The 14,033-nt window shown below is 68.3% G+C and carries 8 protein-coding genes and 2 rRNA genes; 8 read left to right on the top strand and 2 right to left on the bottom strand.

The genetic code is table 11. The features are described 5' to 3' along the window. Positions 1-9 precede the first annotated feature (9 nt). From ACWC94_RS02975 to ACWC94_RS02985, 3 genes are all read left to right on the top strand, one after another. Positions 10-1,137 carry an SIS domain-containing protein gene (locus ACWC94_RS02975; RefSeq protein ID WP_450794579.1) on the top strand — a complete coding sequence of 376 codons (1,128 nt, stop codon included), beginning with the start codon at positions 10-12 and terminating at the stop codon, positions 1,135-1,137. 100 nt (positions 1,138-1,237) lie between these two features. Beyond that, positions 1,238-2,389 carry a mannose-6-phosphate isomerase, class I gene (gene manA, locus ACWC94_RS02980; RefSeq protein WP_450794580.1) on the top strand — a complete coding sequence of 384 codons (1,152 nt, stop codon included), beginning with the start codon at positions 1,238-1,240 and terminating at the stop codon, positions 2,387-2,389. Positions 2,390-2,550: 161 nt separating this feature from the next. After that, positions 2,551-3,531 carry a cation diffusion facilitator family transporter gene (locus ACWC94_RS02985; protein WP_450794581.1) on the top strand — a complete coding sequence of 327 codons (981 nt, stop codon included), beginning with the start codon at positions 2,551-2,553 and terminating at the stop codon, positions 3,529-3,531. A 171-nt stretch (positions 3,532-3,702) separates the two neighbouring features. Here ACWC94_RS02985 and ACWC94_RS02990 read toward each other — a convergent pair whose 3' ends face one another. After that, complete coding sequence (locus ACWC94_RS02990) at positions 3,703-5,979, bottom strand: fructose-specific PTS transporter subunit EIIC (RefSeq protein ID WP_450794582.1); 2,277 nt, start codon at positions 5,977-5,979, stop codon at positions 3,703-3,705. Positions 5,980-6,446: 467 nt separating this feature from the next. On the opposite strand from ACWC94_RS02990, the gene ahcY reads away from it, so the two are divergent. Further along, positions 6,447-7,904 (top strand): adenosylhomocysteinase, encoded by a 1,458-nt coding sequence (gene ahcY, locus ACWC94_RS02995; protein ID WP_450794583.1) that lies wholly within the window; start codon positions 6,447-6,449, stop codon positions 7,902-7,904. A 175-nt stretch (positions 7,905-8,079) separates the two neighbouring features. Next, complete coding sequence (locus ACWC94_RS03000; protein ID WP_450794584.1) at positions 8,080-8,694, top strand: hypothetical protein; 615 nt, start codon at positions 8,080-8,082, stop codon at positions 8,692-8,694. Positions 8,695-8,800: 106 nt separating this feature from the next. On the opposite strand, the gene ACWC94_RS03005 is transcribed toward ACWC94_RS03000, so the two are convergent. Next, on the bottom strand, positions 8,801-9,763 hold the full coding sequence (locus ACWC94_RS03005; protein WP_450794585.1) for an RDD family protein: 963 nt from the start codon (positions 9,761-9,763) through the stop codon (positions 8,801-8,803). A 143-nt stretch (positions 9,764-9,906) separates the two neighbouring features. On the opposite strand from ACWC94_RS03005, the gene ACWC94_RS03010 reads away from it, so the two are divergent. The 3 genes from ACWC94_RS03010 to ACWC94_RS03020 all read left to right on the top strand — a co-directional run. Further along, entirely contained in the window at positions 9,907-10,914 is a 1,008-nt protein-coding gene (locus ACWC94_RS03010) for a stage II sporulation protein M (protein WP_450794586.1), read from the top strand. 552 nt (positions 10,915-11,466) lie between these two features. After that, a 16S ribosomal RNA gene (locus ACWC94_RS03015) occupies positions 11,467-12,992 on the top strand. A 297-nt stretch (positions 12,993-13,289) separates the two neighbouring features. Further along, positions 13,290-14,033: ribosomal RNA gene (locus ACWC94_RS03020) — 23S ribosomal RNA — on the top strand; the annotation flags it as partial.

Here is a 14,033-nt window from a genome sequence, read left to right on the forward strand (position 1 = left end):
CTGCCGCCCATGCTGGACGAATCGCTGCTCGACACCCCGGAGGGCCTCGCCGAGGCCGACCGCCGGGGCCTGCTGCGCGGTGCCGCCGAGGCCGGCGCCCGCGTCCGTACCGCCGCCCGGCACGCCGCCGAGGCCGGCGTCGGCGATCTCAAGCCCGACGGCCGCCCCCGCGCCGTCCTCATCGCCGGCCCCGGCGCCGCCGCCACCCACACCGCCGACCTCCTCGGCACCCTGGCGGGCGTCGGCAGCCCCGTGGTCCGTCTGGCGCCGATCGGCGTCGCCCCGGCCGCGGGCGCGCTGCGCTGGGAACTGCCGGGCTGGGCCGGCTCCGTCGACCTGCTGCTGATCGCCACCCCGGACGGCACCGAACCCAGCCTCTCCCTCCTCGCCGACCAGGCCTACCGCCGCGGCTGCTCGGTCGTCGCCGTGGCTCCGCCCCGTACCCCGCTCGCGGAGGCGGTCGCCGGCGCCCACGGACTGTTCGTACCGATGGCGACAGCACCGTACGACCAGGAGGAACCGCTCGCCGCCTCCTCCTCGGGCGTCTTCTGGGCGCTGCTCACCCCGCTGCTCGCGCTGCTGGACCGCGTCGGCCTGCTCAGCGCCCCGCCGGAGGCCCTGGAGAAGGTCGCCGACCGCCTGGACCACGTCGCCGAGCGCTGTGGCCCCGCCATCGCCACCTACAGCAACCCGGCCAAGACACTCGCCGCCGAACTCGCCGACGCGCTCCCCGTGGTGTGGACGGAAGGGACCTCGGCGGGCCCCGCCGGGCGCCGTTTCGCCGCCGCCCTCGCCGAACTCGCCGGCCGCCCCGGACTCGTCGCCGAACTCCCCGAGGCGCTCGCCGCGCACAGCGCCCTGCTGGCCGGCCCACTGGCCGCCAGCGCCGACCCCGACGACTTCTTCCGCGACCGCGTCGAGGAACAGCCCGCGCTGCACGCGCGCGTAGTGCTGCTGCGCGACCGCCCGATCGGCGGCTTCACCGCCGCGCCCGCCGCCCGCGACCTGGCCCTCAGCCACGACACGCCGATCAGTGAACTCGAACCGGAGGAGGGTGGCGATCTGGAGGCCCTCGCGGAACTGATCGCCGTCACGGATTTCGCCGCTGTTTACCTGGCGCTCGCTTCGGGGGCCTGATCTTTGCTCCGGGCCGGCCGACCCGCGCCCACCACCAGCACGGCAACCGGCTCGGCCGCAGGCGCCGGCTGAGCGCGTACTACGGAGACAGAGAAGACACATGGACCGCCTCGACAACACCGTCCGCCCCTACGCCTGGGGATCCCCCACCGCCATCCCGCACCTGCTCGGCGTCGAGCCGACCGGGGAACCGCAGGCGGAGATGTGGATGGGCGCACACCCCGGAGCCCCCTCGCGCACCGCGCGCGGGACACTCGTCGACGTCATCGACGCCGACCCGGAGCGCGAGCTCGGCCCGGAGACGATGGCGAAGTTCGGCCCCCACCTGCCCTTCCTCTTCAAGATCCTCGCCGCCGGCGCCCCCCTCTCCCTCCAGGTGCACCCCAACCTGGAGCAGGCCAAGGAGGGTTACGCCGACGAGGAGCGCCGCGGCATCCCGGTCGACGCCCCGCACCGCAACTACAAGGACGCCAACCACAAGCCCGAACTGATCTGCGCCCTCACCGAGTTCGAGGGCCTGTGCGGCTTCCTCGACCCGGTCCAGGCCGCCGACCTGCTCGACGGACTCGGTGTCGCCTCCCTCAAGCCGTACGTCGACCTGCTGCACGCCCACCCCCAGGACGCCGCCCTGCGCGAGGTCCTCACCGCGATCCTCACCGCCGACCCGGAGGACATGGCCCGGACGGTCACCGAGACCGCCGCCGCCTGCACCCGCCTCGGCGGTGCCTACGCCCCCTACGCCGTCCTCGCCCACCACTTCCCGGGCGACCCCGGCGTCATCGCGGGCATGCTGCTCAACCACGTCCGCCTGCAGCCGGGCGAGGCCCTGTTCCTCGGCGCCGGTATCCCGCACGCGTACATCAGCGGCCTCGGCGTCGAGATCATGGCCAACTCCGACAACGTCCTGCGCTGCGGCCTGACCCCCAAGCACGTCGACGTCCCCGAGCTCCTGCGAGTGGTCCGCTTCGAGGCGGGCGACCCGGGCGTGCTGCGCCCCGAGGCCTCCCCGGACGGCGAGGAGGTCTACGAGACGCCGATCGACGAGTTCCGCCTGTCCCGCTACGTCCTCCCCGAGGGCGGCACCGCCCACGACCTCACCCTCGCCACCCCGCAGATCCTCCTCTGCACGGCCGGTTCGGTCCGCGCGGGCGAACACGAGCTGCAGCCGGGTCAGTCGGTCTTCGTCCCGGCCGCTGAGAAGGCGGAGATCTCGGGCGCGGGCACGCTCTTCCGTGCCACGGTGATCGTTTGACGGGCATATGGATATCCGCCGCTGTGATCGTATGACCGGGGTTGTGGATACCTGACGCATCGGGGCCCGGCCGGGCTGCAAGAATGGCCCACCGGCAAAGGCCGGGCAAAGCCGGAACACGCCATGAGGCGACGACAAGGTCGAAGGGACAACGCGGACACATGAGCGCGTCAGGCGGTACGAAGGCGATCGTGGCGGCACTCGGCGCCAACCTCGCGATCGCGGTGTCGAAGTTCGTGGCGTTCGCGTTCAGCGGCTCCTCCTCCATGCTCGCCGAGGGCGTCCACTCGCTCGCCGACTCCGGCAACCAGTTCCTGCTGCTCATCGGCGGCAAGAAGGCCCAGCGCGAGGCGACCCCGCAGCATCCCTTCGGCTACGGCCGCGAGCGGTTCATCTACGCCTTCCTGGTCTCGATCGTCCTGTTCTCCATCGGCGGCATGTTCGCCATCTACGAGGGCTACGAGAAGATCAGCCACCCGCACGAACTGGAGAACTGGTACTGGCCGGTGGGCGTCCTGGTCTTCGCGGTCATCGCCGAGGGCTTCTCCTTCCGCACGGCCATCAAGGAGTCCAACGAACTGCGCGGCAGGCTGTCCTGGGCGCAGTTCATCCGCCGCGCCAAGGCCCCCGAGCTGCCCGTCGTCCTGCTGGAGGACTTCGGCGCGCTCATCGGCCTGGTCCTCGCCCTCCTCGGCGTCGGCCTGGCCGTGCTCACCGGCGACGGCCTGTGGGACGGCATCGGCACCGTCTGCATCGGCGTCCTGCTCGTCCTGATCGCTCTGGTCCTGGCCGCCGAGACCAAGTCGCTGCTGCTCGGCGAGGCGGCGGGCCTCGATGTGATCAGGAAGATCGAGGAGGCGACCGTCGACGGCGACACCGTCACCCGCGTCATCCACATGCGCACACTGCACCTCGGCCCCGAGGAGCTGCTGATCGCCGCCAAGATCGCCGTCCAGCACGACGACACGGCCGCCGAGGTCGCGAACGCCATCAACGCCGCCGAGGCCCGCATCCGCGCCGCCGTCCCCATCGCCCGCGTCATCTATCTCGAGCCGGACATCTACAGCGAGGCCGAGGCCGCCAAGGGCCCGGACCCGGAGGCAACCCCGGGCGGCCCGAACCCCCACACAACCGACCACTGACCCGACCCCGCAGGGTCACCACGTTCCACCGCCCTACACACCAGGGCGTGCGGGCCGTGGACCAGAGCGTGCGGGTCCCCCGGCCTCCTGGGCCGGGGGACCCGCACCTGTTTGCTCACTTCACCGGACGCACCACTCACCGACTGAGCGAACCGAGGGGAACAGCCGGACTCACCGGACTTCGCCGAGGGCGTCGAGCACCGCCCCCTCGTCCGGGGCAGCGAGCAGCCGCTCCCGGAAGCCGGGGTCCACCAGCTTGCGCGAGAGCAACGCGAGGATCCGCAGATGCTCGTCGCCCGCGGCCGCCTCCGGTACGGCGATCATGAAGACCAGCCGGGCCTTCGTACCGTCCAGCGAACCCCACTCGACCCCCTCGGCCGACCGGGCGAAGCCGACGACCGGCGCGGTCACCGCGTCCGTCTTGGCATGCGGAATCGCGATCTCCTCGCCGAGCCCGGTCGTCCCCTGCGCCTCGCGCCGCAACGCGGTCGCCACCAGCTCGTCCACATCGGCGACCCGCCCGCTCCGGGCCAGCAGTTCCGCCATCTCCCGGATCGCGGCGTCCTTGTCCACCGCTCCGAGCGCGCCCCGCACGGTCCGCTCATCGAGATACCCGGACAACACTTCGGCCCGGCTGCCCTCAGCCGCGCTCTCCCGGTCCGCCGAGACAGGCATCGGGCTCCCCGGGCCGCCCCCTGAAGACTCTCCCCGCTGCCCGGGCACAACGACCCCAGCTCCCGCACCCGCAGGCGACGCACCGGCACCGGCGGAGGCGGCACTCGTACCCGCCACAGCCGGTGAGGCACCCCCACCCTCCGACGACGCACTCGCACTCGCCGCCGGCGAGGACCCCCCACCGGTCGGGCCACCCCCACCCGCCGACGATTCCTGCACGGACGGTGCGGACGAGAACTCGATCCCCGCCACCTCCGAACCCGCACCCGCAGACTCCCCGGCAGGAACCCCCCGCCCCCGACGCCCACTCACATCAACCATCGTCACGGTCGCCAACGCGGTGACCACCGCCCCGATCACCACGGCCACAAAGAACATCGGCACCCCGGTCACCGCGCCCAGCACCGCCACGATCGGCCCCCCGTGCGGCACCGCATCCTTCACCCCGGCCAGCCCCGCCACCGCACCGGCCACCGCACCACCGAGCATGTTCGCCGGAATCACCTGCGCCGGCCGCGCCGCCGCGAACGGAATCGCACCCTCCGAGATGCCGAAACACCCCATGAACAGCGCCGCCAGCCCCGTCTCCCGCTCCTGATCGGTGTACAACCGCCGGCGGATCAACGTGGCCAGTCCCTGTCCCAGCGGCATCACCGGAATCGCCGCGGCACACATGCCCATCACCGTCTGGTTGCCGCTCGCGATGAGCCCCGCACCGAACAGGAACGCCGTCTTGTTGACCGGCCCGCCCATGTCGAACGCGATCATCAGCCCCAGAATCGCGCCGAGCAGAACCGCACTCGTCCCCGTCATCGCGCCGAGCCAGCTCGTCAGGTGCTCGAACACCCACGAGATCGGCTTGCCGATGACATAGATGAAGAACAGCCCGAGCGCCGTCGTGGCCACGATCGGGATCACGATGATCGGCATGATCGGCTGCACGAACCTCGGCACCCGGACCTGCTTGATCCACAACACCAGGTACCCGGCGAGGAACCCGGTCACGATCGCCCCGATGAAGCCCGCGCCCGCCTTGGAGTCGTAGAGCGCCCCCGTGTTGGCGATCCAGCCGGCGATCATGCCCGGCACCAGCGCGGGCCGGTCGGCGATGGCGTAGGCGATGTAGCCGGACAGGATCGGGATCATCAGCTGGAAGCCGATCCCGCCGATCGCGTTGACGTGCGCCCAGAACGTGCCGTCCGGAATCACATAGCCCTTGGGCGTCGCATGCCCGCCGAGGGCCAGCGAGACTGCGATCAGCAGACCACCGACGACGACGAACGGGATCATGTACGACACGCCGTTCATCAGTGCCTTGTACACCGGCCCCCGTTCCTTGCCGCCACCAGCGCCACCGCCACCGCCACTGGCGGACCCGGCGGCCGAACCGCCCGCGGCCCCGCCCGGCGCGTACACCGGCGCCGACCGCACCCGCTCGATCAGCTGCTCGGGATGGCGGATGCCCTCGGCGACCCCGACCATCAGCACCCGCTTGCCCGCGAAGCGGCTCAGATCGACGTCCTTGTCGGCGGCGACGATGACGCCGTCCGCACGTCTGACATCGTTGTCATCGAGGACGTTCTCGGCCCCGATCGATCCCTGGGTCTCCACCTTCATCTCCACGCCACGGCTCGCCGCGGCCTGTGCGAGCTTCTCCGCCGCCATGTAGGTGTGCGCGATGCCGGTCGGGCAGGCGGTCACCGCCAGCAGCTTCACCTGCCGCCGCGCATCATCGCGGCCATCCGTGGAGGGAGGGCCGGCCGGACTGGTCACGTCGATCTCCTAACGCCTTCGTCGCACGAGGCGCCGTTCCGGGCACCCCGCGAGCGGAACCGGACGGCCCCGGTTCCCCTGCATCCTGCACCACCCCGCCCCGGCCCAAAGAGGTGAAAGTCCCTGTTCATACCGGTCTGTGGGCTCCCGTTCCACGGTTTCCGCGCCCCCGCCGGCCCGCTCCTGCCCCCGCGCCGCACCCCGAAACCGCCTCCCGGGCTGTCCGGACCGGCCGGAGGCGGACTGGGGCCGACCGGGTCGTCCGGTGTAGCTTGGGACGGAGCCAGACGTCGCTGCTGATGGCGGTCGGGCGGCCCCCCAGCGGGCCGGCCGAGGGAGAGAGGGCCTCCGACGGACTGCGCTGCGCGTACGTGGGCATGCCTGTGTCCTCTTTCGGGCACCTCTGTGTCCGCCGCCGCGCAGACCAGCCGTACCCACCTCGACCCAACCCCGAGGAGCAGCTCGCAATGACGACTGTCGACAACCGACAGGACTTCAAGGTCGCCGACCTCTCCCTGGCCGAGTTCGGCCGCAAGGAGATCTCCCTCGCCGAGCACGAGATGCCGGGCCTGATGGCGATCCGCAAGGAGTACGCCGAGGCGCAGCCCCTCGCCGGCGCCCGTGTCACCGGCTCCCTGCACATGACCGTGCAGACCGCCGTCCTCATCGAGACCCTGGTCGCCCTCGGCGCCCGGGTCCGCTGGGCGTCCTGCAACATCTTCTCCACCCAGGACCACGCCGCGGCCGCGATCGCCGTCGGTCCGAACGGCACTCCCGACGACCCGCAGGGCGTCCCGGTCTTCGCCTGGAAGGGCGAGACCCTGGAGGAGTACTGGTGGTGCACCGAGCAGGCGCTGACCTGGCCGGACAGCCCCACCGGCGGCCCCAACATGATCCTGGACGACGGCGGTGACGCCACCCTCCTCGTCCACAAGGGCGTCGAGTACGAGAAGGACGGCAAGGTCCCCTCCGTCGACACCGCCGAGTCCGACGAGCACCGCGTCATCCTGGAACTCCTGCACCGCACGATCACGGACGGTTCGCAGAAGTGGACCCAGCTGGCCTCCGAGATCCGTGGCGTCACGGAGGAGACCACGACCGGCGTCCACCGTCTGTACGAGATGCAGCGCGACGGCGTCCTCCTCTTCCCGGCGATCAACGTCAACGACGCCGTCACCAAGTCGAAGTTCGACAACAAGTACGGCTGCCGCCACTCCCTGGTCGACGGCATCAACCGCGCCACCGACGTCCTGATCGGCGGCAAGACCGCGGTCGTGTGCGGCTACGGCGATGTCGGCAAGGGCTGCGCGGAGTCCCTGCGCGGCCAGGGCGCCCGCGTGATCGTCACCGAGATCGACCCGATCTGCGCCCTGCAGGCGGCGATGGACGGCTACCAGGTCACGACCCTCGACGAGGTCATCGACAAGGCCGACATCTTCATCACCACGACCGGCAACAAGGACATCATCATGGCCTCGGACATGGCCAAGATGAAGCACCAGGCGATCGTCGGCAACATCGGCCACTTCGACAACGAGATCGACATGGCCGGCCTCGCCAAGATCCCCGGCATCGTCAAGGACGAGGTCAAGCCGCAGGTCCACACCTGGACCTTCCCGGACGGCAAGAAGATCATCGTGCTGTCCGAGGGCCGCCTGCTGAACCTGGGCAACGCCACCGGCCACCCCTCGTTCGTGATGTCCAACTCGTTCGCGGACCAGACCCTGGCCCAGATCGAGCTGTTCACCAAGCCCGACGAGTACCCGACCGGCGTCTACGTGCTGCCCAAGCACCTCGACGAGAAGGTCGCCCGCCTCCACCTGGACTCACTCGGCGTCAAGCTCACCAAGCTGCGCCCGGAGCAGGCCGCGTACATCGGCGTGGAGGTCGACGGCCCGTTCAAGTCGGACCACTACCGCTACTGAGCCGGCGACCGCGCAGTCCCGCCCGCCGGGGAGCACACCGGTGCACCGCCGCGCTCCCCGGCAGCAGGCCCTGACGAGACAGGCCCCCGCACCCCCGTGCCGGGGGCCTGCCCCTTTGACTGGTCCTGCCCGTGACCGGTCCTGCCCGTCAGCCCGTCAAGACCCCAGGACCCCCATGCCCCGCGGCCGCTATTCGCTCCACGATCCGCACGATCACACCCCCCTCGCCGAAGAACACTTCCAGTGCGCCCCCGGACCGTCCGGCTGGCGCTATGTCTCCCGGGTGACCAGCCCCGCCGGCGATCACCGCGGCTCGGTCGACCTCGCCCTGGACGACCTCGGCCGCCCCATCCGCCTGGAACTCCACGCGGGAGGATGGCAGGTGCGCGGCGCCGCCCTGGACGGTGTCACCTGGGTTCGCACCGACCCCACCGGAACCCATGCCACCGAAGGCAATGTGCGCGCCCACGCCTTCACCGGCACGTCCCCCGCGTTCCTCGTCGCCACCGCCCGTCTCCTGCGCCTCACCCCCTCGTCCGACGCGACCCGCGTGCGCCTGGTCGCCTTCACGGACCCGGTCCTCGCCCCCCGCACCGTGGACCAGTCCTGGGCCTTGGTGAACAGCGAAGCACACGCCACTGACAACGGCCCCCTGACCGTGGACGAATACCAGGTCACAGCCCTGGACACGGGCGAACGGCACACCGTCCACCTCGCCGGCGACGTCGTTCTGGCCGCGCCCGGGATCGAGCTGGAGGACCTCCAGTCACCGCCGTCGACGTTCGACTGAGACGCCGGACCGCCGAGACCGACGGGCCCGCGTACACCGGGGCGGAAACCTTCCCGAACGACGGCGGAGACGAGACCACCGCAACGGCGGCTGAGCGGGCCTCGTGCTACGCCGGCGGTGCGAAACCGGTGGCCGGCCGGTCGGCCTGAGGCGCGTTCCGCGCAGGTTCGGCCGACGGCACGACCGGAGCCTGCGGATGCAGGGCCCAGTCCTGCGGCTGATCGGGCCGACCGGGATCCTGCGGCGACCGGGCCGCCGCGGAAGCGGGCGGCTGATACGCGGCCGCCGCGCCAGGCTGGGCCCCGGGCGGAGCGGATCCAGCGGCGCCGAACGCCTGCCGGGCCTCACGCGACTGCCGCTCGTGCATCACCGCCGCCAGGAACACGGCTGCCGGCAGATCCTGCGGCACCGACGCGCTCGTCCACGTCGCGACATCGGCCGCGAGACGCTGGGCCATACCCAGCGAGACCTGCGGATCGAGCTGACCCATCCGGGTCAGGTACTGCCGAACCGCAAGCCACAGCCCGTCGGGCACCGCCGACAGGTCCAACTCGGCGAACCGCCCCGCGAGCCACGGAGGCGGCGGCGGAACGAAGGCGGCCCGGCCGGCCGGTATCCGCTCCCGTACGACCAGGGTGCCTGCGAACACGTCCCCCAGTCGCCGGCCTCGCGCCGACACCAACGAGGCGACACAGGCGATCACACCGAACGTCAGCAGGATCTCGACCACACCGATCGCGCCTCGCACCAGCGCGTGCCGGAACCGGATCGGCCCGCCGTCGTCCCGCACCACCCGCAGCCCGAACGCCAGCTTCCCCAGCGAACGCCCGTGACTGAGCGTCTCCACCGCTATGGGCCCGCCGACCAGCACGAGGAGAAACGTCGCGATCGACAGCGCCACCTGCGCGGCCTCGTCCAAAGAAGCGGTCGACAGCACCACCGCGATGCTGACGACGACGTACGCGACCATGGCGACCACGAGGTCGAGCAACACGGCCAGCGCCCTGCTCGGCAGCTTGGCCGGCCGCAGTTCGAGCGCCACCGCCTCGCCCGTAACCAGCTCACTCACGCCCGTCGTCCTTCCCTGATCTGCCCCCGGAAGCGCAAGTCTGCCAAGCTGTGGGCGCATCGCGCCTCAGTACGACAAGCTGATCGCGATCGTGAGCATCCGCGACTAGCCGTCGACGACCAGCCGAGGAGCAGGCAGACCCGATGGACCTGGACGTCTTCGTCTCCGTGCACCGAGCCGAATGGGACCGCCTGGATGCCCTGCTCCGCCGCCGGCGCCGCCTGAACGGCGCCGAAGCCGACGAACTCGTCGCCCTCTACCAGCGCACCGCCACGCACCTCTCCCTCATCCGGTCCAGCGCCCCGGACCCGCAGCTGACGGGGCACCTCAGCCAACTGGTGGCACGCGCGCGCAGCGCCGTCACCGGCACGCGCCGCGCCTCGTGGCGTGACGTCACACGCTTTCTGGGGCAGGGCTTTCCTGCCGCGGTCTACCGCGCTCGCCACTGGTGGGTACCCACGGCACTGGTCTCCACGGCCATCGCGATCCTTCTGGGCTGGTGGATCGGCACCCACCCGGACGTACAGTCGTCCATCGCCGCGTCCAGCCAGCTGCGCGAGCTGACCCGGCCCGGCGGGGAGTACGAGACGTACTACTCCAGCCATCCCGCGGCGGCCTTCGCCGCCCAGGTGTGGACGAACAATGCCCAGGCAGCCGCGATGTGCCTGGTCCTGGGCGTCTTCCTGGGCCTGCCTGTCCTCTGGATCCTCTTCGAGAACATGCTCAACCTGGGTGTCGGCTTCGGCCTGATGTCCTCGGCCGGCCGCCTCGACACGTTCCTGGGACTGGTTCTTCCCCACGGCCTGCTCGAGCTCACGGCCGTCTTCGTTGCCGCCGGTACGGGACTGCGCCTGGGCTGGACACTCATAGACCCCGGCCCCCGCACCCGGCGCGCCGCTCTCGCGGAAGAAGGACGCTCGGCCGTCGGCATGGCGATCGGCCTCGCCCTGGTCCTCTTCGTCTCCGGCGCCATCGAAGGCTTCGTCACCCCGTCCGGCCTGCCCACCTGGGCCCGCATCGGAATCGGTGTCCTGGCCGAGCTGGCATTCCTGACGTACGTCTACGTCCTGGGCGGCAGGGCGGTACGGGCAGGTGAGACCGGCGATCTTGAAGCGGCGGACCGCAGCGCCTCGGTCCCCACCGCGGCCTGATGTGCGTTTGACCCCTGTGAGCTGCTAGTCTCCTCTTCGCCCCGCAAGAGCCGTTGACACGGATGGCGTGGGGAGGTAGATTCAAACAGTTGCCTGGAACTGGACAAGTTCACAGGTCGTCGTTAGACTCTACGAGCTTCCCGAGAAAGTCGAGACCGACATCTCCGAGAAGCACCTCCCGATTAATCGGAAATGAACGGCCGGTCAGACCGGCCAAGAACTTCTGATAAAGTCGGAACCGCCGGAAAGGGAAACGCGGAAGCGGGAACCTGGAAAGCACCGAGGAAATCGGATCGAGAAAAGATCTGATAGAGTCGGAAACACCGAAGGGAAGCCCGGAGGAAAGCCCGAGAGGGTGAGTACAAAGGAAGCGACCGTTCCTTGAGAACTCAACAGCGTGCCAAAAATCAACGCCAGATATGTTGATACCCCGTCTCCAGCATCTGCTGGGACGAGGTTCCTTTGAAAAACACAGCGAGGACGCTGTGTGCGAGGGGATTATTCCTCCTCTCGCACCGCTCTCGTGGTGTTCAACCGGATTACCGGTAAACATTCACGGAGAGTTTGATCCTGGCTCAGGACGAACGCTGGCGGCGTGCTTAACACATGCAAGTCGAACGATGAAGCCCTTCGGGGTGGATTAGTGGCGAACGGGTGAGTAACACGTGGGCAATCTGCCCTTCACTCTGGGACAAGCCCTGGAAACGGGGTCTAATACCGGATACGAGCCTGAGAGGCATCTCTCGGGTTGGAAAGCTCCGGCGGTGAAGGATGAGCCCGCGGCCTATCAGCTTGTTGGTGAGGTAACGGCTCACCAAGGCGACGACGGGTAGCCGGCCTGAGAGGGCGACCGGCCACACTGGGACTGAGACACGGCCCAGACTCCTACGGGAGGCAGCAGTGGGGAATATTGCACAATGGGCGAAAGCCTGATGCAGCGACGCCGCGTGAGGGATGACGGCCTTCGGGTTGTAAACCTCTTTCAGCAGGGAAGAAGCGAAAGTGACGGTACCTGCAGAAGAAGCGCCGGCTAACTACGTGCCAGCAGCCGCGGTAATACGTAGGGCGCAAGCGTTGTCCGGAATTATTGGGCGTAAAGAGCTCGTAGGCGGCTTGTCACGTCGATTGTGAAAGCCCGAGGCTTAACCTCGGGTCTGCAGTCGATACGGGCTAGCTAGAGTGTGGTAGGGGAGATCGGAATTCCTGGTGTAGCGGTGAAATGCGCAGATATCAGGAGGAACACCGGTGGCGAAGGCGGATCTCTGGGCCATTACTGACGCTGAGGAGCGAAAGCGTGGGGAGCGAACAGGATTAGATACCCTGGTAGTCCACGCCGTAAACGGTGGGAACTAGGTGTTGGCGACATTCCACGTCGTCGGTGCCGCAGCTAACGCATTAAGTTCCCCGCCTGGGGAGTACGGCCGCAAGGCTAAAACTCAAAGGAATTGACGGGGGCCCGCACAAGCGGCGGAGCATGTGGCTTAATTCGACGCAACGCGAAGAACCTTACCAAGGCTTGACATACACCGGAAAACCCTGGAGACAGGGTCCCCCTTGTGGTCGGTGTACAGGTGGTGCATGGCTGTCGTCAGCTCGTGTCGTGAGATGTTGGGTTAAGTCCCGCAACGAGCGCAACCCTTGTTCTGTGTTGCCAGCATGCCCTTCGGGGTGATGGGGACTCACAGGAGACCGCCGGGGTCAACTCGGAGGAAGGTGGGGACGACGTCAAGTCATCATGCCCCTTATGTCTTGGGCTGCACACGTGCTACAATGGCCGGTACAAAGAGCTGCGATACCGTGAGGTGGAGCGAATCTCAAAAAGCCGGTCTCAGTTCGGATTGGGGTCTGCAACTCGACCCCATGAAGTCGGAGTCGCTAGTAATCGCAGATCAGCATTGCTGCGGTGAATACGTTCCCGGGCCTTGTACACACCGCCCGTCACGTCACGAAAGTCGGTAACACCCGAAGCCGGTGGCCCAACCCCTTGTGGGAGGGAGCTGTCGAAGGTGGGACTGGCGATTGGGACGAAGTCGTAACAAGGTAGCCGTACCGGAAGGTGCGGCTGGATCACCTCCTTTCTAAGGAGCACTTCTTACCGGGTTCGCTCGGTCAGAGGCCAGTACATCGGCGAACGTCCGATGCTGGTTGCTCATGGGTGGAACGTTGATTATTCGGCACAGTCTGAATGCCTCCTGTTAGTACTGCTTCGGCGTGGAACACAGAGAAGGCGGACGGATCGTGTCGGGCACGCTGTTGGGTGTCTGAGGGAACGAACTTTCCTCAGTCGCCGGCCCCAGTGCACTCGGACCTGTTGGTTCGGGGTGATGGGTGGCTGGTCGTTGTTTGAGAACTGCACAGTGGACGCGAGCATCTGTGGCCAAGTTTTTAAGGGCGCACGGTGGATGCCTTGGCACCAGGAACCGATGAAGGACGTGGGAGGCCGCGATAGTCCCCGGGGAGTCGTCAACCAGGCTTTGATCCGGGGGTTTCCGAATGGGGAAACCCGGCAGTCGTCATGGGCTGTCACCCGCTGCTGAACACATAGGCAGTGTGGAGGGAACGAGGGGAAGTGAAACATCTCAGTACCCTCAGGAAGAGAAAACAACCGTGATTCCGGGAGTAGTGGCGAGCGAAACCGGATGAGGCCAAACCGTATACGTGTGAGACCCGGCAGGGGTTGCGTATGCGGGGTTGTGGGATCTCTCTTCTGTCGTCTGCCGGCGACAGGACGAGTCAGAAACCGTTGATGTAGGCGAAGGACATGCGAAAGGTCCGGCGTAGAGGGTAAGACCCCCGTAGTCGAAACGTCAGCGGCTCGTTTGAGAGACACCCAAGTAGCACGGGGCCCGAGAAATCCCGTGTGAATCTGGCGGGACCACCCGCTAAGCCTAAATATTCCCTGGTGACCGATAGCGGATAGTACCGTGAGGGAATGGTGAAAAGTACCCCGGGAGGGGAGTGAAATAGTACCTGAAACCGTGTGCCTACAAGCCGTGGGAGCGTCGGAACGTGCTTGCACGTTCTCGTGACTGCGTGCCTTTTGAAGAATGAGCCTGCGAGTTTGCGGTGTGTTGCGAGGTTAACCCGGGTGGGGAAGCCGTAGCGAAAGCGAGTCCGAA

The organism is Streptomyces sp. NPDC001135 (assembly GCF_053598395.1).